Below are 26,515 nucleotides of genomic sequence, written 5' to 3'. Positions count from 1 at the left end.
AATTAAAATCATTTATGGATCGCATAATCACGTTTGTGAAATAACTATTATATTTGCCCGGGTATGTTTCAGAATGCTTCAGTGGTAATAACCTGAAACACTATAAGAGGAGGGGTTTATATTTTGAAAAAGAGTGTCCTGGGGGTCAAAGGGGACTGGACAAAACCGAAATGCTCATAGAACGCTTTTGCCTCATCGTTAATAGCATGCACCATGATAGCTTTAATTCCGACCTGGTCTGCCAGGTTAGAGACTCTCATCACGGCATCATTTAACATCCATTTCCCAAAGCTATTTCCCTGAGTACAGACATCGACAGCCAGCCGCCCCAATAACACGACGGGAACAGGATCAGGCATATTCTTTCGCAAGCTGCGGCCTAAATCGATATGACTCACAGAGCCCGTTGCAATGGAGTAATAACCGACCACACGTTTTGTCCCTTCCAGACAGATAACAAACGTGCGTGATGCATTAAGGTGCTGATTTTTTATTGCCCGGCGGCGTAACCAATCGCTTAGAATGTCATTCCCGCAATCAAATGGCTGAAGAATATGATCTTCAGTCAGTAACGCCGGTGCCGTAACATTTATTTCCATTCGGGCTTCACATCCAGCAAACGCTGACGGCCTTCTTCATTCTGAACAGGCCCTTCAAGTTGCTCAATAAACGCCTGATAACGGGCGTCATCCAGGGCAAAAACACGCTGATCCAGGATGATGTTTTGCGCCTCACTCACCGCCTGTTCAATGATGAAATCGGTCCGATTTTTGTTAAGCAGGCTCGCCGCATAGTCAATCACGGCCCGCTCTTCCTCTGTAGCCCGGATATTGATCTGCTTATCCCGGGTGGCTTTCCGGATAGTCGTGTGCATAGCACCTCCAGCTGGTAACAAATTGCTATACACAATGATAGCGCTAATGGTAACTCATTGCTATACGCTGAAAGAGAATCAGGAACCCCCGCCCGCCGCACTAACCTGCCCCGGGCTCAGCCGGGCGGCCAGGCGCTCGGCCACCGGCATAAAGGTCTGGGCCATCTCCCCGGCGTCCACACAGGCGTAGCCGAGCAGCAGCCCGTGGCGGCGCGCTGTGCCCATATAGTAGCCAGAGAGCGGCCGGGTGAGGATCCCGCACTGCTCCAGCTCCGCGCTGAGCGCCACATCGTCGATGCTCTGGGGTAAGGCGAGGATCAGATGCAGCCCGGCATGGCTCTGGCGCTCCACATATTCCGGCCCGAGGGTGCGCTCAATAACCGCCACCAGCGCCTCCCGCCGTTTGCGGTATAACTGGCGCATACGCCGGACATGCGCGGCGTAGTGCCCCTCGCGGATAAACTCCGCCAGCGTAAGCTGGGCCAGGCCGTTCCCCCCGCGATACAGCTCCGAATGGGCCATTTTTATCCGCCCGGCCAGCGCCCGGGGCAATACCGCATAACTGATGCGCAGCCCCGGGTACAGGGTTTTACTGAAGGTGCCCAGGTAGATCACCGGCGCATCATCGCACAATCCCTGAAGTGCGGGGATCGGCTGCTCATAAAAGCGAAACTCGCTGTCATAATCATCTTCAATAATCACGCTGCCCCAGGCCCGGGCCCGGGCCACCAGGCCCTTACGGCGCTGCATACTCATTACCGTACCCAGCGGATACTGGTGGGACGGGGTCACACAGATCAGCCGCGGGGGGCAAAAGCCCTCACCGGGCTCCGGGAGTGTCATGCCTTCGTCATCTACGGCGACCGGCTCCACATCCACCCCGTTGATGGTCAGCACATTGCGGATCCCCCAGTAGCCAGGCTCCTCAATCCATGCCCTGTCACCCGGATCACAGAGCATTTTCGCCAGCAGATCGAGGATCTGGTGAATACCGGCCCCGATCAGGATCTGATCGGCGCTGCACTGCACCGAGCGCACAATCCGCAAATGGTCCACCAGCGCCTGCTGTAGCGGCCCGTAGCCGCCGGGGGCCGTATAGCTCAGGGCCGCCAGCGGCAGGCGGTGGCTCAGACGCCGGGTAATTTTGCGCCAGATATCCCGGGGAAAGTGGCTGACATCCGGCACGCCGGGCATAAATGCCCCCCACTGCCGGGCCCCGGCTCCGCCCTGCGCCAGCAACTGGCTGCCCCGCCGGGAGAGGGACGCCATCGGGAAGGGCGCGTCCGGCCCTGCTTCCGGCAGTGAGTCGCGTAACGGGTGGGATTCCGGCAGCTGGCGGCAGACAAATGTCCCGCTACCGGTGCGGGTCTCCACATACCCCTCCGCCTGTAGCTGCTCATAGGCCCACAACACCGTATTGCGTGATACATGCAGCTCGCAGGCCAGATCCCGGGAGGCCGGGAGCCGGGTGCCCGTGGCAATATCCCCCTGGCCGATGGCCTGTTGCAGCGCATCATATAACCGCTTCCCGAGGGTTGTGGCGGTTTGCTGGCTCAGATGCCAGGCAACCAGATCACCGAGTAGTGAGTGCATAAGCCCCCGATGGCGTAAAAAGTGTGCTGAATAATACAGCCGCCCGCGCCCGAAAAAGCAAGCATATAAATACACCTGGCTGCCGGGCGCCGGGAAAATAAAGCTGACCCGAAGCCTGAACTTGCCGATAATATTGACCGTATGCAAAAAGTCCCGGACAGCAAAATGATCGTTATTTTAATTATCGCCATTCTGGTGGTGGCCGTTGCCCTGTGGCTGCGCCACCCGCAATACGCCGCGCCGGATGTCAGCGTTGCGCCAGACACCCCCAACTACCGTAACGGGCAGTTTTATAATGACCCGCAATATGCGCCGCTTACCGCCTCGCCCACCCGCAGCACCAGCACCTGGGCCCTGTGGTATCAGTTTCTGTTTGGTAAAGATCCGGACAGCATCCCCGCCCGGGCGCTGCCGTCACAGAAAACCGACCTGCACCGCCTGGATCCGGCCCGGGACGTGCTTATCTGGATGGGCCACTCCAGCTATTTTCTGCAACTGAACGGGCTGCGCTTTCTGGTGGATCCGGTCTTCAGCCCCGGGGCCTCCCCGGTGCCGGGCACCAACCGGGCCTTTGCCGGGGCCTCGGTCTACCAGGCGGCCGATATTCCGCCGGTGGATTACCTGCTGATCACCCACGACCACTGGGACCACCTCGACTACCCGAGCGTGAAAGCACTGGGGGATAAAATTCGCCATATTATCGCCCCCACCGGGGTGGGTTCCTATTTTAAGAAATGGGGGTTTGATCCGGCGCGGATAAGCGAGGGGAACTGGTTTTCACGGCTTAGCCGCCCGGGGGTTGATATTCATATTCTCCCCACCCGGCACTTTTCCGGCCGCCTGCTGGAGCGTAACCAGACCCTGTGGGGCTCCTTTGCCCTGATAACCCCCTCCCGGCGGATCTACCTGGGGGGCGACAGCGGATATGGCCGCCATTTTGCCGCCATTCGCCGTTATCTCGGCCCGGTGGATGTGGCGATTCTGGAGTGCGGACAATACGACAGTAACTGGGCCAGCATTCACATGACCCCGGAGCAGACCACCATGGCCGCAGATGACTTAGCCGCCGGGGCACTGCTCCCGGGCCATAACAGTAAATTTAAGCTGGCCCACCACACCTGGCGTGATCCGCTGGAGCGGATAACAACCGCCAGCAGCGCGAAACCCTGGCGGCTGCTTACCCCGCAGATGGGCCAGCCCGTCTGGCTGGATGACCCCAGCCAGACATTTAGCCCCTGGTGGCGCACCCTGCCCTGAGCCCACACCGCGCCCCGGGTTACAGGCCCGCCGGGCGCGGCACCTCGATATAGTTGCCGTCAATATCTCTCTGGTAATAGCTGCCGTTACTCACGTAATAGCGCCGCCCGTTGTAGTCCACCACATTCAGCCCGCGCTCTCCCCGGGGGGCGGGCGTCTCAACCCGGACATACTCCGAGCCCTGGCGCTGATAATAGAGCCCGTTCACCATGTAGTAGGTCAGCCCGCCGATAATCAGCGCCGTTGCCAGGCCCGGCAGCACGCTGTAGCGGTGCGGCCCCCCGTACCAGTGGCCGTGACCATATCCGTGACCATAGCCGTGCCCGTAGTGGCCGTATCCGTGACCATACCCGTGGCCGTGACCAAACCCGTGTCCGGGCCCGTGCCCCGGGTGGGACAAAGCCAGGGTGGGCATGATAATCAGCGCAGACAGCAGCATGGTCAGCACTTGTTTTCGCATCTGAGGTTCTCCCGGTGGTGGCGGCGTAACGTGCCCCCCTCACGTAGCGCCAATTATAAAAACCCTGCACACCATATTGCTATCTCCGGGGGGAAAACCGGCCAAATCTTCATAATTTCTCCTGAAATGGTCAGCATCTGAGCACCAGAACAGCCCGCCCCGGGCAACGGGCTACCATTATTGAGCCTGTACAAAGGGCCAGACGGAGCGCACAATTTTACCCACACCTCCCCCCGGCACCCATCCGTGCGCCGTGGCGGTGTTGTGTTCATTTTTCAACGCAGCCGCCAGAGGCGGCATGTGATAAGGCAAATTGCATGAGCGATACATCAGCTGAACTTCACGCCCCGTTCGGGACAATTCTGGGTTATGCGCCAGGTGGCGTGGCTATCTACTCTTCCGACTACAAGAGTGTTGATCCCCGGGAATACCCGGACGACGCCGCCTTTCGCCACTATCTCAACAGCGAATACATGGGTTACAAATGGCAGTGCGTGGAGTTTGCCCGGCGCTTTTTGTACCTTAACTACGGGGTGGTGTTCACGGATGTGGGCATGGCCTACGAAATTTTTGATTTACGCTTCCTGCGCCAGGTCGTTAATGACGATATTCTGCCCCTGCAGGCCTTTGCTAACGGCAGCCAGCGCGCCCCGGTTCCCGGCGCCCTGCTGATTTGGGCCGAAGGTGGCGAATTTAAACAGACCGGCCATGTGGCTATCATTACCCAGGTCTGCAACACCCGGGTGCGCATTGTGGAGCAAAACGTCATCCACTCTGCCCTGCCCGCCGGTCAGCAGTGGACCCGCGAGCTGCCGCTGGAAAACCGCGACGGCCACTATTACCTGCACGATACCTTCAGCGATACCCGGATCCTCGGCTGGATGATCCAGACCTCAGACACTCAGTACAGCCTGCCCGCACCGCAAATCGACGCCCGGCTACTGGGGATCCACAGTGCAGAAATGCCGCGCAACGGTCAGTTCGACGGCCAGTGGCTTGATGAGCGCGACCCGGTCGAGCACGCCTACGTTCAGGCCAACGGCTACACCATCAATGCGGACCCCTGCCACTACTTCACCATCTCCGCCAGTGCTGAGCAGGCGCTTATCCAGGCGACCAACGAAATGCACCTGATGTATCTGCACGCCACCGATAAAGTCCTCAAAGACGACAATCTGCTGGCGCTGTTTGATATCCCGAAAGTGCTCTGGCCACGGCTGCGGCTCTCCTGGCAGCAGCGCCGCCACCACATGATCACCGGGCGGCTGGATTTCTGCATGGACGAGCGCGGCCTGAAAGTCTACGAATACAACGCGGATTCCGCCTCCTGCCATACGGAGACCGGGCTAATCCTCGACAAATGGGCCGCCCAGGGCGGGCTGAGCGGCAGTGAAAACCCCGGCGAGCGCCTGCTGGATGCCCTGGCCAACACCTGGAAACACAGCCAGGCGCGCCACTTTGTGCACCTGCTCCAGGACAACGACGTCGAAGAAAACTACCACGCCCTGTTTATGCAGCGCGCCCTCACCAAAGCCGGGTTTGAAAGCAAAATTCTCCACGGCCTGGATGAGCTCTCCTGGAGCGCCACCGGCCAGCTTATCGACGGCGACGGGCGCGAAGTGAACTGCGTGTGGAAAACCTGGGCCTGGGAAACCGCCCTTGAGCAACTGCGGGCAGAAAGCGAAAACGACGGCGACGCGGCCGCGCTCACTATCCGCACCGGTAAGCCGCAGCACAACGTGCGGCTGATGGATGTACTGCTGCGCCCGGAAGTGCTGGTCTTCGAACCCCTGTGGACCGCCATCCCCAGCAACAAGGCGATACTGCCGATCCTCTGGTCCCTGTTCCCGCACCACCGCTATCTGCTGAATGCGGATTTCGAGCTTAACGATGAGCTTATCCGCAGCGGGTATGCCGTGAAGCCGATAGCCGGGCGCTGCGGTAACAATATCGGGCTGGTCCACCAGAGCGAAGTGCTGGATGAAACCAGCGGCAAGTTCGCCCACCAGACCAACATCTACCAGCAGTTGTGGTGCCTGCCGAAGGTGGACGACCGCTATATTCAGGTCTGCACCTTTACCACCGGCGGCCACTATGGCGGTGCCTGCCTGCGCACGGACCCGACCCTGGTCATTAAAAAAGAGAGCGATATCGACCCGTTACGGGTAGTTGACGACGAGACATTCCTCGGCCGTTAACCGGCCCTCCCGCAGTCAGTAAAACGCCCCCGCCCCTGGTCACCAGGGGCGGGGGCGTTTATCCCCTCTGTGCGTTTTTTAGCAAAAAATGCACTTTAATCACAAAAAAAGTAAAAATTAAGGAATCCTTAAGACTTGTTGCTACCATAAATCTGTTCCGTGGACGCCACTACTTAAGGAGAGCACCGTGCAGTTAAACCTCAGTACCCCGATCGGCAAAGGCCGCCATCGGCAATGCTACGCCCATCCGGCAAATCAGAACCTGTGTATTAAAATCGTTCACTCCCTGGCCCACGGCGGCGACAAGGAGCTGAACCGGGAGCTGAAATATTACCGGCATCTCCAGGCGCGTACCATCAACTGGGATATTCTGCCACGCTACCACGGCCAGGTTGCCACCGATCAGGGCACCGGCTACGTCTACGATCTGGTCCGCGATTATAACGGCGACGTGTCGCGGGATCTGGGGTTCTACCTTAACCTCGGCCAGCAGGAGAATAATTTCGCCTGGCTCACCCCGCTGCTGGCGATGCTGCGCCTGCAACTGGCGCAAAACCGCATTGTGACCATGACCCTGAAACCCGGCAATATCCTCGTGAAACGGATAAGCCAGGATCAGGCGATTCTGGTGATTGTGGACAACATCGGTGAAGCGAGCCTGATCCCTGCCGCCTCTTATATTCCCTATTTCTACGCGAAGAAAATGACCCGCATCTGGCGCCGCTTTATGCAGCTGCTGGAAAAATACGGCTACAACGCCCCCCTGGCTATCACCCGGGCGGATAAAAAACAGCTTCACAGCTGGCCTGCCCAGTCCACACCCGCATTACCGGCACCGGCCCACCGCTGATCACCCCTGCTTTCCCTGCGCACGCTGATCCCGGCGTGCGGTATTGCCCCCCTTTGCCAGCCCCCGTGCCAGACTAAAAGAAACCCGGCAGCAACAGGAGGCCCAATGAGACACCTGACAGCACTACTCTGCATTCTGCCCGGGTTACTGCTCTGGGGCTGTGATAACAGCCAGCGCCATACGGAACAGGTGCTGCGCTGCGGCTACGCGGTCGATGAGCTGGGTAGCCCGGCGGCCCGCGCCGCCTACCACAAAAACGCCCTCAGCGCCCTGGGCGGCAGGCTGCCGGTCATTGATCGCTACGCGCTGATGCGCCAGCGCTCAGAACAGCCCCGCACCAGCAATGCAGAAGCCGTGCGCCGCGCCAGTCTGGTGTACGAATACAACGCCAGCACCTGCCGCTCGCTGCACCGCCAGCCCCCGCTTCCCCTGCCGCGCCGCGAGGGTGACAATCCCCCCCGGCCACCGGTTCCGCGCCCGCTGCTGCCCCCATTCGGGGATGCCTGAGGCAAAATTCAGGAAATTCGCATTAATTGCGCCGCAAAACCACACGCAGCATTTCCCCTGCGGGGCCGGTATACCGCATACTGTGGCGTGCATAACAACAGGTATCGGATGACAAGGAGGTCATATGAAATATCTGTTCGCCATCATGCTCTGTATTGGGCTGGCGCTACTCACCCGTAATGAACACCCGTCGCGCAAGGTAGAAACCCTGCTGATGTGCCATATGGCCGTAGACGCCCTTGGCGATGAGCAGGCAAAACAGTGCGTTATCCGCAATGAGCCCGTCTGGTTTGATGGCCGGATGCCGGATCTGCCCCCGGACCACCTCGTGACTCTGGGCAATAAAATGCGGGAGCGGCTTAACGCCAACTCCCGCTCTGCCAGGCACCGCCTGGAGCATCTGGCTACCGTCTGGAACAGCGCAGAGTGTATGCGCCTGCACCAGCAGGAGGCCATCTCCCCCGAGCAGCTAAACCAGCTGCTGACCCTTTAGCCCAGATCGCCCCCGGCCACCGGTAACACGGTGCCGTTGATATAGCTGGCGTCATCACTGGCGAGGAACAGAATCGCCGCCGCCTGCTCCTCCACAGAGCCGTAGCGGTGCATCAGGCTGGTGGCACAGGTCTGATCCACCACCTGCTGATACCAGGCCTGCTCCTGTGGGGTGGGCACCTCCGTATTGCGCGGCGTCAGGCGCGGTGGTGCCTCGGTGCCGCCCGGTGCGGTGGCATTAATACGGATCCCGGCACTGGCATATTCAAAAGCCAGGGACTGGGTCAGCGCATTAACCCCCCCTTTGGCGGCCGAATAAGGCACCCGGTTCACCCCCCGGGTCGCCACGGAGGAGACATTAACAATCGCCCCCTGGTGGCGCGCCAGCATATAGGGCAGTACCGCCCGGCAACCCCACAGAGTCGGGAACAGGGAGCGGCGGATCTCCGCCTCTACCTGGTGGGGCTGATACTCAGCATAGGGGCGTGCCCAGATGGTGCCGCCCACATTGTTCACCAGAATATCAATCTGCCCGAAGTGCTGATGGGCCCGGGCGAAGGCCGCCTCGGTCGGCTCCCACTGCTCAAGATCTGCATTCAGCGCCAGCACCTCACCACCCTGCTGGCGCAGCCCGGCGGCCACCTCTTCCAGCCAGTGGGCCCGGTCGACTAACACCAGTTTCGCCCCTTCGGCGGCGGCCCGTTCGGCCACCGCTTTACCGATCCCCTGGGCGGCCCCGGTGATGACCATTACCTTGTTTTCAAAACGACGTTGCTGCATAGGGCACCTCAGCGCTGGGGGGCGAATTTTTCATAATAAAAATGGGCAGGCTCAATCCGCGCCACTTCCAGCCAGGACATGACCGCATCCACCATCGGGGGCGGCCCGCACAGGTAGATATCCACCTCGCCGTCGTGGAGGGTGTCGCGGCTCATATGGTCCGTTACATAGCCCTGGTAAGGGTTGGTGGTCCCGGGGTCTGCCACACAGACCCGGTAGCTGAAGCCCGGCAGCCGGGCGGCCAGCCCTTCGAGCTGCTCCAGCTTCACCCGGTCTTCGTCGCGGTTCACGCCGTATAACAGGGTAATGGGCTTATCACAGCCGGTGACCGCCAGCTGCTCCAGCATGGAGAGGAACGGCGCCAGCCCGGTTCCCCCGGCCAGCATCACCACCGGGCGCTGCACCGGGCGCAGGTAAAAGCTGCCCAGGGGCCCGGCAAGCTGCATGACGTCCCCTTCCCGGGCGCTTTGGGTAAGCCAGGTGCTCATGCGGCCATCCGGCACGTTGCGCAACAGGAAGCTGAGCTGCGCGCTGCCCGGCTTTGAGCTGAAGGAGTAAGCCCGCCAGGCATCGCTGCCCGGCACCTGGATATTGATGTACTGCCCCGGTAAAAAGGTGATCCCCGGGTGGCTGGTCAGGTTCAGCTCCAGCTCGATGGCGCTGTCCGAGAGCGACGCCACCCGCCCGATGCTGGCGGTAAACTGCTGGTCGCCGGTCTTACACAGGGTGGAGGCCATCGGGATCTGGATAACACAGTCCGAGGTGGGCACCATCTGGCAGGTCAGCACCATGCCTTTTGCCCGCTCCTGGTCGGAGAGCGCCTCGTCGATATACTCATCGCCAAGGTCAAACTCGCCGGACTCACAGTGGCATTTACAGGTGCCGCACACCCCGTCGGAGCAGTCCATCGGCAGGTTAATTTTCTGGCGGTAGGCCGCATCCAGCACTTTTTCATTATCATTGCACTGGATGAAGCGCGTTACGCCATCCTCAAAATTCAGCGCGACGTTATACATGGCGCACTCCTTTAAATATGATAAATATCAATAACCTGATTGATATAATCGTTGTTCAGTTGCACCACTTTCTTCATGATCACCAGCCCGCTGTCGGCCGTGTGCAGGGTCAGCGTAGTGGTGCCGAAAAACTGGTCGGTTTTCTGGTAACGGTGGCTCCAGGTGCACCAGTTGTAACGCACCGTGACAGTGTCACCCTCCTGGCCGAGCAGCTCGATATTGCTCAGCATATGGGTGGTGCGCGGCTCCGGGGTACTGGCGGCCGAACGCTCGGTCTTAATGCGGTAGACCCGGTCTTCCAGCCCGTCGCGGCAGCCGTAGTAGATCAGGGAGATTTCCCGCTGGGGGTCCCGGGTCAGCTGGTCGTGGTCGGTCCAGGCGGGCATCCAGTACACCGCCTCCGGGTGGTAGCAGTTCAGCCAGTTGTCCCAGTCCCGGTCGTCCAGCAGCCGCGCTTCCCGGTAGAGAAACTGGGTCACATCCTGTAATAACGGGTTCATGCTTCTTCCTCCCCGATGGCGCTCAGCAGCGCCTGCTGCCAGTGGTGGTGGTGGGTAACGTACAGTGCCTCATCTTCAGAGCGCGGGCCGCTCAGCTGCGGGCGGATCTCCATCAGGGCGGCGTTTTCATCCGCCCCTTCCACCCAGCGGGTGGCCCCGCGGCTCATGTCGCTCCAGGGTAAGTTGCGCGCCATATAGCCCTGCTGGCAGGCGCGGAACTCTTCCAGATCGTCCGGGGTGCCCATGCCGCTGACGTTAAAAAAGTCTTCATACTGGCGAATACGCAGGGTGCGGTCTGCGGCGCTCTCCCCTTTGGGGGCGAAGCAGAAAATCGTCACTTCGGTTTTGTCCACCGCCAGCGGGCGCACTACGCGGATCTGGGTCGAGAACTGATCCATAATGTAGACGTTCGGGTACAGGCACAGGTTACGGGTCTGGTTGACCATCAGCCCCGCGCGCTGCTCGCCAAACTGCTCCACCAGCCGCGCCTGCTGGTTGTATACCGGGCGCACTTCCGGGTTCAGCACTTCGGTCCAGAGCAGCATATGGCCGTTATCAAAGCCATATACCCCGCCGGTGCTTTTCGACCAGCCGTTAGCGTCCACCGCGTGGGTGGCGTTGGCTTCGTAGTTGCGCCGCGACATGGTAGAGGCGTAGTTCCAGTGCACCACGCTGACGTGGTAGCCATCGGCGCCGTTTTCCATGCCCAGCTTCCAGTTGCCTTCATAGGTATAGGTAGAAGCACCGGAGAGCACCTCCAGCCCTTCCGGGGCCTGGTCGACAATCAGATCCAGCACCCGCAGGGTGTCGCCCAGGTACTCTTCCAGGGGGGCCACCTCTTCCCGCAGGCTGCCGAACAGGAAGCCCTTATAACTGGTAAAGCGCGGCATGGCTTTCAGATCATGGGAGCCATCCTGCTTAAAGCACGGCGGGTAGCCGCCGGTCTTCTCATCTTTTGCTTTCAGTAACTTGCCGTTATTGCTGAAGGTCCACCCGTGGAACGGGCAGGTAAATGAGCTTTTATTCCCGGCTTTACGGCTGGCGAGCATCGCCCCACGGTGCGAGCAGCTGTTAATCAGCGCGTGCAGCTGGCCCTCTTTGTCCCGGGTGATCATCACCGGCTGGCGGCCGACAGTAAGGGTGTAATAGTCGCCTGGCTCAGGGATCTGGCTTTCATGTGCCAGATAGACCCAGTTCCCCTCAAACAGGTGCTTCATTTCCAGTTCAAATAATTCCGGGTCGGTAAATATTCCCCGGTTGCACTGGTATATTCCGGCATCTTTATCAATGATCAGCGCTTGCTCTATTTTCTTTTTCAGCGCAGAGGCAGACGACGAGACTGTCATATTCATAAATGACCTCAGCAATAAACGGCTTAATAATATGTAAATGTAATCAGGACTGCAGTGCGCGCGGGCGGTTGCTGCGTAACTCTTGCTGGTTATCACGGGCCTGGCACAGGGTGAAATTAAAATTCACCTCAGTATGGGGCTGATTAATATCCCGCTGGCTGGCAATCTGCCCATCGGTAATTTTTACCGGGTCGGCCACCAGGCCATCGCGGGTGGCAAAGGCAAAGTCATCCCACAGGTATTTATCACCGCTGAGGTTAATCTGGGTGGTTAAATGCTTATACCCCGGGGCCGAGACAAAGAAATGAATATGGGCCGGGCGGTTACCGTGGCGGCCTAACTGATTAAGCAGGGCCTGGGTCGGGCCGTCTGGCGGGCAGCCGTAGCCGGAGGGCACAATACTGCGCACCGCGTAGCGGCCATCGGCACCGGTCTGAATACGGCGGCGCAGGTTGTACTCGCTCTGGGACTGATCAAAAAACGAGTAGTTCCCCAGGGTATTGGCGTGCCAGACATCCACAATGGCGTTCGCCACCGGGTTGCCGTCTGTATCGGTCACCTGGCCGTGCAGCCACATGATTTCGCCGTTATCGGTGCCGTCGTCCATGCGGGCGAACTGAGGGCTCAGGGGGGCATTTGCCACATACAGGGGCCCTTCGATGGTGCGCGGGGTGCCCCGGGCATTTCCCTGCTCCGCGTCCAGCGCGTCGGCGCGCAGATCCAGGTAGTGCTCAATGCCCAGGCCCGCGGCCAGCAGTGCGGTCTCTTTGCGCTCGCCCAGCAGGTTAATGTAGTTGATCGCCTGCCAGAACTCTTCGTCGGTCACGTCGAACTGATCAATGGTGTCGCAGATGTCAGACATCACTTTCAGCATGATTTTTTTAAAGCGCTCATTACCGCCCGCGTCATTAATTCCGCTGCTGACGGTCAGTAAGGTATTCAGCTCGCTGGCAATATTTTTATTTACAGACATAAATATGCTCTCGTGTAGGGTTTTATAATTTTCGCTTTTAATTAACGGTCATCATCTTTTACGGATGACGGGTGGCGGCATAACGGCGTTACGGAAATCTCCATAAACGGATATAACGGCAGCCCCATTAAAATAGAATGTAATTCTTCGTTATCCTTAACATCAAAAATGCTGACATTGGCATACAGCCCGGCCACCCGCCAGATATGGCGCCATTTCCCTTCGCGCTGGAGCTGCTGGGAATATGCCTTCTCTGTCGCTTTGAGTGCCTCGGCCTGCTCTTTCGGGTAGTCCAGCGGTATATTTACCGTCATATCAACTTTGAATAACATAATTGCCTCCTCACTGCCGGGAATAATGGTTCAGTTTATCGCGGTCAATCTCAACCCCCAGCCCCGGGCCTTCTGGCAGGGTTACGCCGCCATCGGTAAATACCAGCGGGCTGGTGAGAATGTCATCTTTCAGTAACAGCGGGCCGAACATCTCGGTGCCCCACTGTAAGCCAATGGTGGACCAGGCGTGCAGCGATGCCACCGTGCCCAGGCTGCCTTCCAGCATGGTGCCGCCATATAAGCTGATCCCCGCCCCCTGGGCCACATGGGCCAGCTTCAGTACCTGGGCCGGGCCACCGGCTTTGGCAATTTTCAGCGCCCAGGCACCGGTAAAGCCGCCGCTGGCAAGGGCGTAGCTGTCCTGTAGGGTGGCGACGCTTTCGTCTGCCAGCATGGGCACATCAAAGCGCTGGCTCAGGGCAATCAGATCCCGGTGGTTCCACAGGGGCAGCGGCTGCTCAATCAGATCAATGCCCCCGGCCTGCAACTCGCGGATCCCTTTTACGGCGGCGGTCATATCCCAGGCCTGGTTTACATCCACCCGCACACTCACCTGCTCGCCCAGGGCCTGCTTAATGGCAATGGCGTGGCGCACGTCGTCCTGCAACTGCCCGGCACCGATCTTGAGCTTAAAGGTGTTGTGGCGGCCTTCCGCCAGCAGGCGTTTGCCTTCGTCGATATCCTGCTGAGTGTTGCCGCTTGCCAGGGTCCAGAGCACCGGCAGGCGCTGGCTGAGCGCCCCGCCCAGCAGAGTGCTGACCGGCACCCCGAGCACTTTACCCTGGGCATCAAGAAACGCGGTTTCCAGGGCCGATTTGGCAAAGGTGTTGCCTTTCACGCTGGCGTTCATGGTCCGGCTGAGCGCTTCCACGCCGCTAAAGGTTTTGCCGCAAATCAGCGGGGCCAGATAGGTCTCAATAGCGGAGCGGATCCCCTCCGGGCTTTCCGGGCCGTAGCTTAAGCCACCAATGGTGGTCGCCTCGCCCCAGCCGGAGATCCCGCCATTACAGACCATTTCAATAATGGTCAGGGTCTGGCAGCCCATGGTCGCCATGGATAACTTGTGCGGGCGAATGGTGGGGATATCCACCAGCCAGCAGCGGATCGATTCAATATTCAGCATGTATCACTCCCTGTCGGGCAAAGAAGCTCACCAGTGCCTGAGCAAACTGCCCCGGGCACTCCACATTCGATAAATGGGACGCAGGCAAGGTCACCAGCCGGGTGTCCGGCGCGTGGTCTGCCAGCCAGCGGGCATCCTCCACGGTGGTGACCGGATCCAGCTCCCCGGCGATAGCCAGCATCGGCCGCGCCATCTGGGGGGCCTGCGGGCGCAGATCAGCAGTTGCCAGCACTTCGCAGCAGGCCGCATATCCCAGGGGGGAGCCCTGCTCCAGCCCGGCCAGCAGAGCCGGGATCACCGCAGGCTGCTGGCGGATAAACGCCGCAGAAAACCAGCGATCCGGCGTGCCCGCCACAATCTCCCCCATGCCCTGCTCACGCACCAGTGCGGCCCGGGTGCGCCAGGCCGCTTCCGTGCCGATGCGCGCCGCCGTATTGGCGACCGCCAGGCCGTGAAAGCGAGCCCCGGCGTAGCGGTTCAGCCACATACCGGTCAGCCCGCCCAGGGAGATCCCGCAAAAGCAGGCCTGGCCGATATCCAGGTGATCCAGCAGATCCACCACATCCAGGCCCAGGGTGTCCAGGGTCAGGGCGGACTCCGGCAGGCGCGAGCCCCCGTGGCCCCGGGTGTTGTAGCGCACCACCCGGAAGTGGCGGGTCAGCAGCGGGATCACCCCGTTCCACATGGTCCAGCGGGTGCCGAGGGAGTTCGACAGCACCAGTACCGGTGCCCCTTCGGGGCCGTCAACGATATATTCGACCATCTGCGCCTCACACCCGCTCAATGATCAGGGCGATGCCCTGGCCCACGCCAATGCACATGGTGCACAGGGCGTAGCGCCCCTGCTGCTGGCGCAGCTGCCAGGCCGCGTTCATCACCAGCCGCCCGCCGGAGGCACCCAGCGGGTGGCCCAGGGCAATGGCCCCGCCGTTGGGGTTAACGTGGGCGGCGTCGTCCGCAAGGCCCAGTGCCCGGGTCACGCTCAGGGCCTGGGCGGCGAAGGCTTCATTCAGTTCGATAACATCCATCTGGGCAAGGGTCAGCCCGGTCTGGTGGAGCACTTTCTCTACCGCGCCCACCGGGCCATAGCCCATCACCGTAGGCGCCAGACCAGAGACGGCCCCGCCCACAATCCGCGCCATAGGTTGCAGATCGTGGCGCGACAGGGCCCCCTCGCTGGCCAGTAACAGGGCGCAGGCGCCGTCGTTCAGGCCGGAGGCGTTCCCTGCGGTAATAGAGCCCTGCGGGTTAACCACCGGTTTCAGTTTTGCCAGGGCCTCCGCCGTGGTGGCGCGGGGGTGTTCGTCTTTATCAAACAGGCGGTCTGGCTGGTTGCGCCCGCCCGCCAGGGTGACCGGGGTTATCTGCCCGGTGTAGAAGCCGTTATCCCAGGCCCGGGCCGTGCGCTGCTGGCTGCGCAGGGCGAAGGCGTCCTGATCTTCGCGGCTTATCTCATATTTCTGCGCCAGGTTTTCCGCCGTCTGGGGCATGCTTTCCACCCCGTAGAGGGCGCGCATTTGCGGGTTAATAAAGCGCCAGCCCATGGTGGTGTCTTCCAGGGCCATCTGGCGGCTCCAGGGGCTTTCCGCCTTGCCCATGACAAAGGGGGCGCGGGTCATGCTCTCAACCCCACCGGCGATCATCAGCTCGCTTTCGCCGCTTTTAATCGCCCGGCTGGCGGTGATCACCGCATCCAGGCTTGAGCCGCACAGGCGGTTCAGGGTGCTGCCGGGCACCGTGACCGGCAGGCCCGCCAGCAGCAGCGCCATACGCGCTACGTTGCGGTTGTCCTCACCGGCCTGGTTGGCGCAGCCGTAGATAACATCGTCAATGGCCGCCAGATCAAGGTGCGGGTAGCGGGCCAGTAAATCACGCAGCGGCAGGGCTGCCAGATCGTCGGCGCGTACGGTGGCTAAACTGCCGTTCAGCCGCCCAATCGGGGTGCGGCGGGCATCACACAGAAAGGCATGGGACATTGTCGGTCGTCTCCAGATCAAAAGTGAGGGCTACAGGGGTAACTTCCTGTAGGTATTCCGGGGTGATATCGCCAAAGAGTTCCCGCACCACCAGCCCCTGCTTTGTAACGTCCATCACGGCCATATCGCTGTAAATGCGGCTGATGCAGCCGATCCCGGTCAGCGGGTAGGTACACTCAGGGACAATTTTGCACTGGCCTTTTTTGGTCAGATGTTCGGTCATCACAAATACCTGGCGGGCACCGATAGCCAGATCCATCGCCCCGCCCACGGCCGGGATAGCCCCGGGTGCGCCGGTGCTCCAGTTCGCCAGGTCACCGTGCTCAGACACCTGGTAGGCCCCCAGCACGCAGATATCCAGGTGGCCGCCGCGCATCATGGCGAAAGAGTCCCCGTGGTGGAAATAGCAGCCCCCGGCAAGCAGGGTGACCGGCTGTTTCCCGGCGTTGATCAGTTCCGGATCTTCTTCTCCCGGGGCCGGGGCGGGCCCCATGCCGAGGATGCCGTTTTCACTGTGCAGGAAGATCTCCCGGTCGGCAGGCAGGTAGTTGGCTATCTGGGTGGGCAGGCCGATACCCAGATTCACATAAGCCCCTTCGGGGATATCCCGGGCGATACGCCGGGCCAGCTCCTGATGCGATAAATTTTTCATGCTGATACCTCAGGCAGACAACGGTAAACGGGCGGCGGAGACTTCCACCAGGCGCTGAACAAAAATCCCGGGGGTGATCACCGTTTCCGGATCCAGCTCTCCCGGGGCCACCATCTGGCTCACCTGGGCGATGGTGCAGCGGGCCGCTGTCGCCATGATTGGCCCGAAGTTACGGCCGGTTTTGTCATACACCAGGTTGCCCCAGCGATCGCCGCGCAGGGCTTTGATCAGGGCGTAGTCCGCGTGCAGCGGCATCTCCAGCACATACTGCTTGCCGTTAATTTCGCGGGTCTCTTTGCCCTCGGCCAGTAAGGTGCCGTAACCGGTGGGGGTAAAAATGGCCCCCAGCCCGGCGCCGCCCGCCTGGATACGCGCGGCCAGGTTCCCCTGGGGCACCAGTTCAAGCTCAATCTCGCCTTTGCGGTACAGCTCATCAAATACCCAGGAGTCTGTCTGGCGCGGGAAGGAGCAGATAACCTTGCGCACACAGCCCGCTTTGAGCAGTGCCGCCAGGCCATAGTCCCCGTTACCGGCGTTATTACTGATAAGCGTTAGCCCCCTGAGCTGGCGGGCAATCAGCGCATCCAGCAGCTCGGAAGGCTGCCCCGCCGGGCCAAAGCCTCCCACCATGATCACCGCACCATCCGGAATATCGGCGACGGCGGCTTCCAGCGATTCACGCTGCTTATTAATCATTACTCCCCCTGACGTGGTCACAACTACTGCTTGTGCAAACACACTAGAAGAGTGCAGACTGGCACTCAAGGGCGAATATCAAACTGGTGTGCGATTATCGAACTTTTCGCGAGGTTTGTAATTAATTTGTGATGGATGTTAAAGAATTGCACTTTTGGCAGATGACAGGGCGTTAAAGACGCAGATAAACCACAAACACAATGATAAATAAGGCATTTATATGATTCATGAACCGGCTAGTGTTGACGAAGAACTGAAGCGGCTGCACGAAATTGGTGCACCCGTGGGGGAGAGTTTTAAGGGGGACCCGAATTTTATGGCCTCCCTGGCCCGGGGGCTGGAGGTGCTCCAGGCCTTTACCCCGCTCAGCAACAGTATGACCATCGCCCAGATAAGCCACAGTACCGGCATTCCCCGGGCGGCGGTGCGCCGCTGCCTCTACACCCTGAACGCCCTGGGCTTTGTGCACGCGCCGGACGGCCGCCACTTCAGCCTGCTGCCCCGGGTGCTGACCATCGGTTTTGCCTATCTGAACTCCTCAGAGCTGGCCCGCTCAGCCCAGAACGCCATGGACTACCTGAGCAAGCAGCTTGGGGAGTCCTGCTCGGTGGCGCTCCTCGACGGGGATAACATTCTGTATATCGCCCGCTCCTCACAAAAGCGCATTATGAAGGTCGATCTGGGCCGTGGCAGCCGCCTGCCCGCTTATGCCACCTCCATGGGCTGGGTGCTGCTGGGGGATCTGAGCGAGCCCGCCCTCAGCGCGTATCTGCAGCGCACCACCCTGGAGCCCTTTACCGAATACACGATCACCTGCCCGGAGCAGCTGCGCGCCAGGCTTGCACAGGTGCGCGCCCAGGGCTACGCCATTAACGACCAGCAGCTGGAGCTGGGGCTGCGCTCCCTGGCGGTGCCGATTCACTCGGCGCGCACCCGTGGGGTGGTGGCGGCCATGAATATCGGGGTGAATACCGCCCAGCACAGCACCAGCGAGCTGCGCGAGCGCTTCCTGCCCCACCTGCAAAAAGCGGCTATGGATCTGGCGCTGCTGCTGTAGATCGGGATCAGGGGTAGTTTAATTCGAATGTTGCCTCGCTGTTGGCGCTGCCCGGGGTGACCGGGCCTGTGGCCACATACTGGCCGTAGAACACCAGCGGCACCCCACCTGCCGGTAATGGCAGATTAATCGGGTAGCGGGGGCTGGGTTGCCCGGGGGTCAGGCGGCGCAGGTCTTTATCAAGGATAGCGATCCCCACATTGCTGGCGGTGCTGGCGCGGTTTAACGCCAGCAGAGAAGTATCCCGGGTAGTGGTAGCGCCTTTAAAGGTTACCGCTACCCCCCGGGCAGCCGCGCCGCAATTTTCCAGCTGAACAATGAAACGAACTGGCTGGCTGGTCTTCGTCACCAGAAATTGCTTCGCCGCCCACTCTCCCAGATTTACCGTCATATTCTGAGAAACATTGCTAACGGCACAGGTGTTGGCCACCAGATTCGCGCCAATACGAATATTAATCCGCGCCAGTTCTGCCCCACTGGCGGTAGTGCTGGTGCCCAGTAATAGCGCCGCAGCAAGCAGCCCCCGGGCCGCATGAGTATTGCATATTGTGCCCATCTCTGTTCCTCAGTCAAAATCCGCCAGTAAGTACCCTACCGAAGATACCCGCCCTTCAGCAGGTGGATTACCCGTTACGCTGACCGGATAAATTCTTACCGGCACATTACTTTTCCCGAGGCCGTCTAACAAAAAGCGGATCCCGCTGTTGACATCATTAGGGGTGATGGGCCGGTCGGCGCTGTCGGTGAGCATAAAGCCCACGTCTTTATTGTCGGAGACGATAGCATTCCCGCTGACGCTCCCGGCCTGGAGGCGCAGCGCCAGGTTTGCCCGCTCCTCCACCCCCTTGCAGGAGACGGAAACATTACGGGTGATGGGGTTCACCCCGCGGGCTTTGCTGCCGGCGGTGCCAAAGTTACCGGTAGCGATATTGCCGAAATCCACGGTAATAATTTGCCCGGCGTTAATTTCACAGGACTGGGGCACCGATACGCTGCCCCGGGCATACATGCGGACCAGAGGGGTCGCCGGCTTACCACCACCGCGGGTCGTGTTGATAAAATAATTCGCCACCAGGGTACGCGGAATAATCACTTCACCGATAAAGGGGCGGATAACATAAAGTTTCAGCCTCATATTTGCCCCTGCCCTTGTTGTTTCATAGGTGTGGCTCAGGGAAAGCAGACATGTGAAAGGAGGAGCCTCTGCACGGTCCTGATATCGCGCTGGCGCATAATAGATCCGCCCATTCAAGTCGGTGGTCCCCATCGCCACGCCCAGATACTCATTGATCTTATAGTAGGTTTCTCCCCCCACCGTGGCATAGACCGGTAGCGGGCTCTCCAGCCAGACTGACGCAGCCCTGGGCCCATTAATTACCGGGCAGTCACATGTCCCCCGGTATGAACCCGGAGCCGATTTATTAAGCGGCCCGGCAATCTTTCCGGCGCTGTTATAAATACCCTGTAGGGGCGTGGAAATATCGTACTCATAGTTATATGTGCCGCCCCGCGTTCTGTAATAGCAGTCGGCCAGGGTGCTGGTAGTGGCCAGCCCGGTGAGCACAAAGGCAGCGGTTCTGATAAGTAATTTAAGTGTCATAAGCAATTCCGTTGACCGTATAACGCCCGCGCCCTACTGGCAGGCCGCTTTAATATGATTAATGGGTTTCTGCTCCGCCCCGGCGGGCAGGCGGTAGCGCACCGTGCACTGCTGATCCGGGGCGGTGCCCCACATCACCGTTAACGCCCCCGCCCCCTCAAGGCCGGAGAGGTACACTTGGCCGGACTCATTCACAATGCCGCTACCGGCGTTAGCGCGGGTGACCATCGCCCCGAAGGGCACCGGCCTGCCGTTGTACTGTTGCAGGGTGATCATCGCCCTTGCCCCGCGCTGCACCGTAAACTGCGCCTTCACCAGGGCCCCTTTGGTGGGCACCACCCGGGTGACCGGATCGTCAATTTCCGTGGCGTTATCCAGGCTGTTCACGTCCAGGGCTATGCGGTTCTGGCGGTAGGTGGTGGCATAGGGCAGCACCGTGTAGCCTTTGCGATCGGTGCGCACGCCGGTGGTGTTCTCTACCCGGGCGTGGCGGGTGCCGGGGGCGGCGATCAGCACGTTGGTGTCGCTCAGGGGCTGGCTTAAGGTGAGCCCCTCTTCGTGAATCACAATGCCACCGCTGAGCCCGTAGTTAAGCTGCCGGGCGCCACGGCTGTAGTTGTAGCCCATATTGCTGTTGGCATAGCCCCCCTGGTAGCTCAGGCTGACACTGCCGTTAGCGCCATCCCCCCGGTTGCCATAGCCCTGCTGCACGCTGTAGCCCAGGCTGTTATCCTCCAGCAGCGAGCCGCTGACCCCCGCCTGCTGGCGCAGCCTGCCGTGGGTATCGGTGGTGCTGGTGTAGACCCCGTAAACCGGCGGCGTGGTGGCGGTGATATCCGCCGCCTTCCCGCCCCCGCTCAGCCACTGGCCCAGGGGCAGTGAGAGAGTCAGCGAGAGGGAGCGGTCCCGCTCGCGCAGGCAAGAGAGGTGGACTGCTCGCGATACCGGTTACTGACCTGATACCCGCTGGCGCTATTACCCCAGGCGTTGTGCCCGGTGGCCTTAAAGCGCGACACCCCCAGCAGCCCGTAGGCAGAGACATACTCATGAAGGCGCAGCGCCGGGCCCACTTGCCAGGACATATATTTAGCGTCTGTTTTTACTGAGGCGTAATTGCTGAGCAGGCGATCATAGCTACTGTCATCGGCCCGCATATAGGTGACCGAAGTTAATAGACTGAGCGGATAGTCAAATTCATAGCGGTACTGGAAATTTGCGCCACGGACATTTTTATAGCCTTTAACGCTGCCCTGGGCATACCCGGCAGAGAGGGTATGATTTTCCGCCCCGGCCGGGGGGGCACTAATAACCAGCCCGGCAATCATTGCCAGAATGACTTTATTCATTTAATTGTCCTTGTAATAAAATAACGGAAATAATCTGAAGCACAGTATCGGCCGGAATAAACGCGCACAGATAAATAGCGCATTACCCCGGGCAATATGCGTATCTTTTCATCCGGCTTTTTTCAGGTAAATTAACCAACGGTAAATTTCAGGGTGAACTTAAGGAATAATCAGGAAAGTATTTCCGGGTAAAGCGTTGTCTGCTTCACACTCTACGCGGAGCCGGATTATTCCGGGCCCGTAAATGGCATTTTCTTCCGGCTTAACCGGCGATCCGCGACTATATTTTGCTGATAATCCGGTTCTGGCCCGCCCCGGGCCCCTGAAGGAGCGCCTATGATAACACCAGCACGACCCCATAAACGCCCGAGCCTTACCGCCGCCGCAGTGCGCCTGGCGGTGGCGGGGCTGTTTTTCAGCCCCCTGCTGACCCCCCTTTACGCCGCAACCCCTGAAAACCCCCGCTCCCCGGATGAGCTCTTCGGCCCGCTGTTTACGGCGGTGCAGTCTGCCGGGCTGTTTGCGGATCAGAAAACCTTTGTGGATGCGGTGCCGCGCAGCGACCCGCAGATGATCCTTGCCGACTACCGGATGCAGCAGAAGCAGTCCGGTTTTGATCTGGGCCATTTTGTGCAGGTGAATTTTATCCTCCCCAAAGAGGGGGCCAGATATGTGCCTCCCCAGGGGGAATCCCTGCGCGAGCATATTGATAACCTGTGGCCGGTGCTGACGCGCGAAACCCCGCAGGCCCGCCCCTGGGATTCGCTGCTCCCCCTTCCCCGGCCCTATGTGGTGCCTGGCGGGCGCTTTCGGGAGATCTATTACTGGGACAGCTACTTCACCATGCTCGGGCTGGCAGAGAGCGGCCACCGGGATCGGGTAGAAAATATGGTGGATAACTTTGCCAGTGAGATAGACACCTGGGGCCATATTCCCAACGGTAACCGCAGCTATTACCTCAGCCGCTCTCAGCCGCCGTTTTTCCCGCTGATGGTGGAGCTGCTGGCCGGTGACGATTCCGCCACCCTCGCCCGCTATCTGCCCCAGCTGGAAAAAGAGTACCGCTACTGGATGGCGGGCAGCGAACAGCTTAAACCCGGGGAGGCCAGCGCCCGGGTGGTGCGTATGAAGGGGGGCGAGCTTCTTAACCGCTACTGGGATGATAAAGACACCCCGCGCCCGGAGTCCTGGCGTGAAGATATCCACACCGCCCGGAGCGCCCCGGAGCGACCGGCGGCAGAGGTGTACCGGGATCTGCGCGCGGCGGCGGCCTCCGGCTGGGATTTCAGCTCCCGCTGGATGGATGATCCGCACAAGCTCGGCAGTATCCGCACCACCCGAATTGTGCCGGTGGATCTCAATGCCCTGCTCTACCAGATGGAAAAGACCCTTGCGGCGGCGAGCCAGGCGGCGGGCGATAACGCCGCTGCCGGGCGTTATGAAACCCTGGCCCGCGATCGCCAGCTCGCTATGGAGAAGTACCTGTGGAATGACAAGCGCGGCTGGTATGGGGATTATGATCTGCAAAAGCAGCATGTACGCGATCAGCTTACGGCGGCGGCCCTGTTCCCGCTGTATGTGAAGGCAGCCGCCAGCGATCGGGCGGCCAAAACCGGGATTGCGGTGAAAGCGCATCTGTTGCAGCCCGGGGGGCTTGCCACCACGCTGGTTGCCAGCGGCCAGCAGTGGGATGCGCCAAACGGCTGGGCGCCGCTACAGTGGGTGGCGATTGAGGGGCTGAATAACTACCAGCAGCAGCCCCTGGCCCGGGAGGTGGCCCTGCGCTTTGTGACCAATGTGCAGCACACTTTTGACCGCCAGCAGAAGCTGGTTGAGAAGTATGATGTCTCCTCAACCGGCACCGGCGGTGGCGGCGGCGAATACCCGCTCCAGGACGGCTTTGGCTGGAGTAACGGTGTCACCCTGAAGATTCTGGATTTGCTGTGTGGCCGGGAGAAGCCCTGCGATAACGCCCCCCGGCCAGCCACGGCCAGCAGCCAGTAGCTGCCAGTGATAAAGGGCGCCAGACGAAGGGCGCCCTGTTTCGGATACAGACAGGCTTCGCCGCCACCGACCCGCATAACACAAATTACCCCGGGTGCTGTGCCGGTGACCAGAAATACGCGGGAGTTTGCGCGAGTACCGGGTCTGACACTGGCGGGCTGGGTTAATGGCTGAAGTCACGAAAGCTCGCTGAGTGCCAGAAGCGGATGTTACCTACAGCACTGTTTGCAAATCAATGGAGCCAGCTTTTTAACCCGGATTCAGCGAAAAGATTGTATGTTTAGTGAGTTGACTCTTAACGTATTTTGGAATATTAAGACTAAAAAAATATCCGGCGTGTGAACAAGATTCCCTGCTCACATAGAGGCTCAATGAGATTGTAGAGAAATTCAAGGTAGTGTAAGCATACCCGTTTTAGTTCCACGCACTTTTTGAGATTTCCGGGTTTCAGCCGTCAGCCGGTATTCTTCCGGCGTCAGGTTATTCAGGGATTCATGCGGGCGCTCGCAGTTATATTCCGTCAGCCAGCGCTCTGTTATTTCCCTTACTTCATTCAGTGTCCTGAACAGGTAAAAGTCCAGTATTTCAGTCCGGTATGTCCGGTTAAAACGCTCTATGAACGCGTTTTCAGTCGGTTTTCCCGGGCGGATAAATTCCAGTTCAACATGGTGCTCCTCCGCCCACTGAGCCAGTGTGACTGATACCAGTTCTGGTCCGTTGTCCATCCTGAGTTTCATAGGGTATCCCCGTCTGGCGACAATCCTGTCCAGTACCCGGACCACCCGCTGCGCCGGGATATTCAGATCGATTTCAATGGCCAGGGCTTCGCGGTTAAAATCATCCACCACATTAAACGTCCGGAACCGTCTGCCACAGGTCAGGGCGTCGTGCATAAAATCGATGGACCAGCTCTGATTCAGTACCTGCGGTACACGTAATGGCGAAGGATTTCGGGCTGGCAGACGCCGCTTTTCCCGCCGTCTGAAATTCAGCCCCATCTGGCAATAAATACGGTGCACACGCTTATGATTCCAGGCATGGCCCTGTCGGCGAAGCACCTGGAATGTAGTGGCGCACTAAATTTGGCCACTGGAACAAATATGTAAATGTCCGCTCCTCGCTCACAGCGGACCTTCTGCCCTTGTTTGTTAGCTTGCCCGCCTTGTGCCAGCGGCTGACTTTTTCCCTGTTATGATTAGCCATAATGGTGGGCTGCACAGCCTGAAGATTCCTGATTTACTGGCTGGCCGGGAAAGCCCCTCCCCGGCCAGCCACAGCATTTGAGAATGCCAGGCGGTGTTATGGCTTATTTGCTAAGGTATTTGTTGAAAAATGCCGTGATGTTATAGAACGGGATTTTATCCATGCGATCATACAAATCTACATGTGTGGCATCTTTAACAATCAGAAGCTCTTTAGGCTGATTTGCCGCTTCATATGCCGTTCTGGAGAAGTAAAGCGAATGCGCTTTTTCGCCATGAATGAACAGGATCGGACGCGGGGAAATCTCCTTAATGTAAGTCATCAGCGGGAAATTCATAAAAGACATCGGCGTTGTCACGGACCATGAATTTCCTGGGTCGGTTACGAAAACCTGTCCCATTTCAGCCGGGAATATTCGCGGATGTTTGGTGCTTCGCCTAAAAAAGATATCGCTGTTTTGAGAAAGTCAGCCGCTAAGCCCTGAGGCTGCCTGCCTTACCGTCATTACTCTGCCGGTAAGGCAAGAGCAAGCCACAGCAGAGAAATTCTGTGCTTTATAAACGTCGATATACATCCGAAGGGCGCAGATACGGATATTCCGGGGCCCATTCATTAATGCAAATTCTGCACAGGTGTTTCCGGGATTATGGCATTTTTCTCACACTTGTTGGGGCGTAATCTCCTCTGCCTGGACAACTGGAGAATAATTGCTATGCAACTAATACTGATTTTTATCGTCATTGCCGGAGGCATGGGGCTGTCCGTAGAGGCAGGATTGCTCGGGCCTCTGGGCGGGCAAGTCGGCGATCTGTGGGCCACCTTCAGCGTATTTGGTGTGGGTGCGGGGCTGACCTTCCTGCTGATGCTGTTTTTCAGCCCGCGTAACAGCCCGTCATTCTTTGCGCAGCCCTCCTGGCAGCTCCTCGGGGTGTGCTTGGGCCGATTTACGTCATCATCCTGACCGTGGCAGTACCCTCAATCGGCATCGCCATGACCATGATCGGCATCCTGGCAGGCCAGGTCTTCAAAAGCCTGATCATTGACCACTTCGGCCTGCTCGGTACGCCACACAGAAAAATTGACAACAAACGCATCATCGCGCTGATTTTTATCATTGCAGCGCTTGTTATGGTTGCACAGGGATAAGGTAACATTATGACTATTCTTATGATTCTTCTCGCCGTTGTCGGCGGTTCCATGCTGAGTATCCAGGCGGCCATCAACGGCCAGCTGGGCAGCAAAGTCGGCGTATTTAAAAGCGCATTCCTGACGTTTTCGACTGGCGCTCTGGTCACGGGGCTGCTGATCTTCTTCTTCGAACCCAAACACGCCCTGACCCTACTGGACGTGCCCAAATGGCAACTGCTGGGCGCCGTGTTTGGCGTGCCCTATATCGTCATTATGGTGCTGGCCGTACAGCGCATTGGTGCCGCTGTTGCCACGGTCGCCGTCATTTTTGGTCAGCTGACCATGAGCATGTTAATCGATAACTTCGGCTGGCTGGGTAATGCGTCCATTTCGTTTTCGGTAAGTCGACTCGGCGCCATCGTCTGCCTGGGGATAGCGCTTTTCTTCATTTACTCCAGCAGCAAATCTAAAACCACTGTGGCGAAAAAGCCCCTGCAACATGCAGCCGCGAACGAATAAGTTCCCCCCGCCCTGATGACCACGCCT

Annotated in this window: 27 protein-coding genes and 4 pseudogenes; 10 read left to right on the top strand and 21 right to left on the bottom strand. The window is 59.2% G+C overall.

The annotated features are described in order from the left end of the window. Window positions 1–116: 116 nt before the first annotated feature. From EBL_RS08810 to pdxR, 3 genes are all read right to left on the bottom strand, one after another. Window positions 117–599 carry a GNAT family N-acetyltransferase gene (locus tag EBL_RS08810; protein ID WP_002443842.1) on the bottom strand — a complete coding sequence of 161 codons (483 nt, stop codon included), beginning with the start codon at window positions 597–599 and terminating at the stop codon, window positions 117–119. Beyond that, window positions 590–874, bottom strand: a complete 285-nt coding sequence (locus tag EBL_RS08805) for a type II toxin-antitoxin system TacA family antitoxin (protein ID WP_002443844.1) — start codon at window positions 872–874, stop codon at window positions 590–592. Before EBL_RS08805 ends, EBL_RS08810 begins: the two co-directional genes overlap by 10 nt. 78 nt (window positions 875–952) lie before the next feature. Then, a complete protein-coding gene (pdxR, locus tag EBL_RS08800) occupies window positions 953–2,467 on the bottom strand; it encodes a MocR-like pyridoxine biosynthesis transcription factor PdxR (RefSeq protein WP_002443846.1) in 1,515 nt (504 codons plus the stop codon). A gap of 165 nt (window positions 2,468–2,632) precedes the next feature. On the opposite strand from pdxR, the gene EBL_RS08795 reads away from it, so the two are divergent. Continuing rightward, entirely contained in the window at window positions 2,633–3,724 is a 1,092-nt protein-coding gene (locus EBL_RS08795) for an MBL fold metallo-hydrolase (protein WP_174270567.1), read from the top strand. Window positions 3,725–3,743: 19 nt separating this feature from the next. Here EBL_RS08795 and EBL_RS08790 read toward each other — a convergent pair whose 3' ends face one another. After that, window positions 3,744–4,184 (bottom strand): DUF6515 family protein, encoded by a 441-nt coding sequence (locus EBL_RS08790; RefSeq protein WP_002443850.1) that lies wholly within the window; start codon window positions 4,182–4,184, stop codon window positions 3,744–3,746. Window positions 4,185–4,501: 317 nt separating this feature from the next. Between EBL_RS08790 and gss the strand changes: the two genes are divergently transcribed. The 4 genes from gss (at window position 4,502) to EBL_RS08770 (ending at window position 8,232) form a co-directional block, all read left to right on the top strand. Then, complete coding sequence (gss, locus tag EBL_RS08785; RefSeq protein WP_002443853.1) at window positions 4,502–6,382, top strand: bifunctional glutathionylspermidine amidase/synthase; 1,881 nt, start codon at window positions 4,502–4,504, stop codon at window positions 6,380–6,382. A gap of 187 nt (window positions 6,383–6,569) precedes the next feature. Further along, window positions 6,570–7,232, top strand: a complete 663-nt coding sequence (gene yrbL, locus EBL_RS08780) for a PhoP regulatory network protein YrbL (RefSeq protein ID WP_002443854.1) — start codon at window positions 6,570–6,572, stop codon at window positions 7,230–7,232. A gap of 105 nt (window positions 7,233–7,337) precedes the next feature. Continuing rightward, a complete protein-coding gene (locus EBL_RS08775) occupies window positions 7,338–7,739 on the top strand; it encodes a hypothetical protein (RefSeq protein WP_002443856.1) in 402 nt (133 codons plus the stop codon). A gap of 124 nt (window positions 7,740–7,863) precedes the next feature. Next, entirely contained in the window at window positions 7,864–8,232 is a 369-nt protein-coding gene (locus EBL_RS08770) for a hypothetical protein (protein ID WP_002443858.1), read from the top strand. Here the strand turns inward: EBL_RS08770 and benD are convergent. Genes benD through EBL_RS08715 form a run of 11 tightly spaced genes read right to left on the bottom strand, consistent with a single transcriptional unit; the run spans window position 8,229 to window position 17,631 of the window. After that, window positions 8,229–9,011 carry a benzoate diol dehydrogenase BenD gene (benD, locus tag EBL_RS08765; RefSeq protein WP_002443860.1) on the bottom strand — a complete coding sequence of 261 codons (783 nt, stop codon included), beginning with the start codon at window positions 9,009–9,011 and terminating at the stop codon, window positions 8,229–8,231. The two genes, EBL_RS08770 and benD, sit on opposite strands and share 4 nt — an antisense overlap. 8 nt (window positions 9,012–9,019) lie before the next feature. Beyond that, window positions 9,020–10,027, bottom strand: a complete 1,008-nt coding sequence (gene benC / locus EBL_RS08760) for a benzoate 1,2-dioxygenase electron transfer component BenC (RefSeq protein WP_002443862.1) — start codon at window positions 10,025–10,027, stop codon at window positions 9,020–9,022. An 11-nt stretch (window positions 10,028–10,038) separates the two neighbouring features. Next, window positions 10,039–10,527, bottom strand: a complete 489-nt coding sequence (gene benB, locus EBL_RS08755; RefSeq protein ID WP_002443865.1) for a benzoate 1,2-dioxygenase small subunit — start codon at window positions 10,525–10,527, stop codon at window positions 10,039–10,041. Beyond that, complete coding sequence (locus EBL_RS08750) at window positions 10,524–11,873, bottom strand: Rieske 2Fe-2S domain-containing protein (RefSeq protein WP_232002155.1); 1,350 nt, start codon at window positions 11,871–11,873, stop codon at window positions 10,524–10,526. The genes benB and EBL_RS08750 overlap by 4 nt, the downstream gene beginning before the upstream one ends. Before the next feature lie 49 nt (window positions 11,874–11,922). Then, complete coding sequence (catA, locus tag EBL_RS08745; protein WP_002443869.1) at window positions 11,923–12,852, bottom strand: catechol 1,2-dioxygenase; 930 nt, start codon at window positions 12,850–12,852, stop codon at window positions 11,923–11,925. 41 nt (window positions 12,853–12,893) lie between these two features. After that, complete coding sequence (catC, locus tag EBL_RS08740) at window positions 12,894–13,184, bottom strand: muconolactone Delta-isomerase (RefSeq protein WP_002443870.1); 291 nt, start codon at window positions 13,182–13,184, stop codon at window positions 12,894–12,896. A 10-nt stretch (window positions 13,185–13,194) separates the two neighbouring features. Continuing rightward, on the bottom strand, window positions 13,195–14,307 hold the full coding sequence (locus EBL_RS08735) for a muconate cycloisomerase family protein (RefSeq protein WP_002443872.1): 1,113 nt from the start codon (window positions 14,305–14,307) through the stop codon (window positions 13,195–13,197). Then, window positions 14,294–15,070 (bottom strand): 3-oxoadipate enol-lactonase, encoded by a 777-nt coding sequence (gene pcaD / locus EBL_RS08730; RefSeq protein ID WP_002443874.1) that lies wholly within the window; start codon window positions 15,068–15,070, stop codon window positions 14,294–14,296. Before pcaD ends, EBL_RS08735 begins: the two co-directional genes overlap by 14 nt. 7 nt (window positions 15,071–15,077) lie before the next feature. Then, the gene (pcaF, locus tag EBL_RS08725) at window positions 15,078–16,283 is read right to left on the bottom strand and encodes a 3-oxoadipyl-CoA thiolase (protein ID WP_002443876.1); all 1,206 of its coding nucleotides are present in this window, start codon (window positions 16,281–16,283) and stop codon (window positions 15,078–15,080) included. Next, window positions 16,261–16,935 (bottom strand): 3-oxoacid CoA-transferase subunit B, encoded by a 675-nt coding sequence (locus tag EBL_RS08720; RefSeq protein ID WP_002443879.1) that lies wholly within the window; start codon window positions 16,933–16,935, stop codon window positions 16,261–16,263. Before EBL_RS08720 ends, pcaF begins: the two co-directional genes overlap by 23 nt. A gap of 9 nt (window positions 16,936–16,944) precedes the next feature. Next, a complete protein-coding gene (locus EBL_RS08715) occupies window positions 16,945–17,631 on the bottom strand; it encodes a 3-oxoacid CoA-transferase subunit A (protein WP_002443880.1) in 687 nt (228 codons plus the stop codon). Between the two features lie 220 nt (window positions 17,632–17,851). On the opposite strand from EBL_RS08715, the gene EBL_RS08710 reads away from it, so the two are divergent. Beyond that, complete coding sequence (locus EBL_RS08710; RefSeq protein WP_002443882.1) at window positions 17,852–18,688, top strand: IclR family transcriptional regulator domain-containing protein; 837 nt, start codon at window positions 17,852–17,854, stop codon at window positions 18,686–18,688. A gap of 7 nt (window positions 18,689–18,695) precedes the next feature. Here the strand turns inward: EBL_RS08710 and EBL_RS08705 are convergent, their stop codons facing one another. From EBL_RS08705 to EBL_RS08690, 4 genes are read right to left on the bottom strand one after another with little or no spacing between them, the layout of a single operon-like run. Then, on the bottom strand, window positions 18,696–19,244 hold the full coding sequence (locus EBL_RS08705; RefSeq protein ID WP_002443884.1) for a fimbrial protein: 549 nt from the start codon (window positions 19,242–19,244) through the stop codon (window positions 18,696–18,698). Between the two features lie 9 nt (window positions 19,245–19,253). Beyond that, window positions 19,254–20,288, bottom strand: a complete 1,035-nt coding sequence (locus EBL_RS08700) for a fimbrial protein (RefSeq protein WP_002443886.1) — start codon at window positions 20,286–20,288, stop codon at window positions 19,254–19,256. Window positions 20,289–20,321: 33 nt separating this feature from the next. Next, window positions 20,322–21,149 (bottom strand): fimbria/pilus outer membrane usher protein, encoded by an 828-nt coding sequence (locus EBL_RS08695; protein WP_232002154.1) that lies wholly within the window; start codon window positions 21,147–21,149, stop codon window positions 20,322–20,324. Between the two features lie 26 nt (window positions 21,150–21,175). Further along, a complete protein-coding gene (locus EBL_RS08690) occupies window positions 21,176–21,634 on the bottom strand; it encodes an Ail/Lom family outer membrane beta-barrel protein (RefSeq protein WP_002443890.1) in 459 nt (152 codons plus the stop codon). A 336-nt stretch (window positions 21,635–21,970) separates the two neighbouring features. Between EBL_RS08690 and treA the strand changes: the two genes are divergently transcribed. Then, on the top strand, window positions 21,971–23,638 hold the full coding sequence (gene treA, locus EBL_RS08685; protein WP_002443892.1) for an alpha,alpha-trehalase TreA: 1,668 nt from the start codon (window positions 21,971–21,973) through the stop codon (window positions 23,636–23,638). 414 nt (window positions 23,639–24,052) lie between these two features. On the opposite strand, the pseudogene EBL_RS08680 reads toward treA, so the two are convergent. Together EBL_RS08680 and EBL_RS08675 are read right to left on the bottom strand one after the other, a co-directional pair. Then, a pseudogene (locus EBL_RS08680) lies at window positions 24,053–24,702 on the bottom strand (IS3 family transposase); the annotation flags it as partial. A gap of 242 nt (window positions 24,703–24,944) precedes the next feature. Continuing rightward, a pseudogene (locus EBL_RS08675) lies at window positions 24,945–25,217 on the bottom strand (alpha/beta hydrolase); the annotation flags it as partial. Between EBL_RS08675 and EBL_RS20550 the strand changes: the two are divergent. The 3 genes and pseudogenes from EBL_RS20550 to EBL_RS08665 all read left to right on the top strand — a co-directional run. Then, a pseudogene (locus EBL_RS20550) lies at window positions 25,218–25,325 on the top strand (AraC family transcriptional regulator); the annotation flags it as partial. It abuts the pseudogene before it with no gap. 162 nt (window positions 25,326–25,487) lie between these two features. Next, window positions 25,488–25,987 (top strand): annotated as a pseudogene (locus EBL_RS08670) (DMT family transporter). Window positions 25,988–25,996: 9 nt separating this feature from the next. After that, window positions 25,997–26,488 (top strand): DMT family transporter, encoded by a 492-nt coding sequence (locus tag EBL_RS08665; RefSeq protein ID WP_002443913.1) that lies wholly within the window; start codon window positions 25,997–25,999, stop codon window positions 26,486–26,488. Window positions 26,489–26,515 lie beyond the last annotated feature (27 nt).

Origin of the sequence: Shimwellia blattae DSM 4481 = NBRC 105725, assembly GCF_000262305.1 — a bacterium.
Lineage (GTDB): Bacteria > Pseudomonadota > Gammaproteobacteria > Enterobacterales > Enterobacteriaceae > Shimwellia > Shimwellia blattae.
Note: the sequence above shows the minus strand (reverse complement) of the source record. Positions and strands in the feature narration are given on the sequence as shown.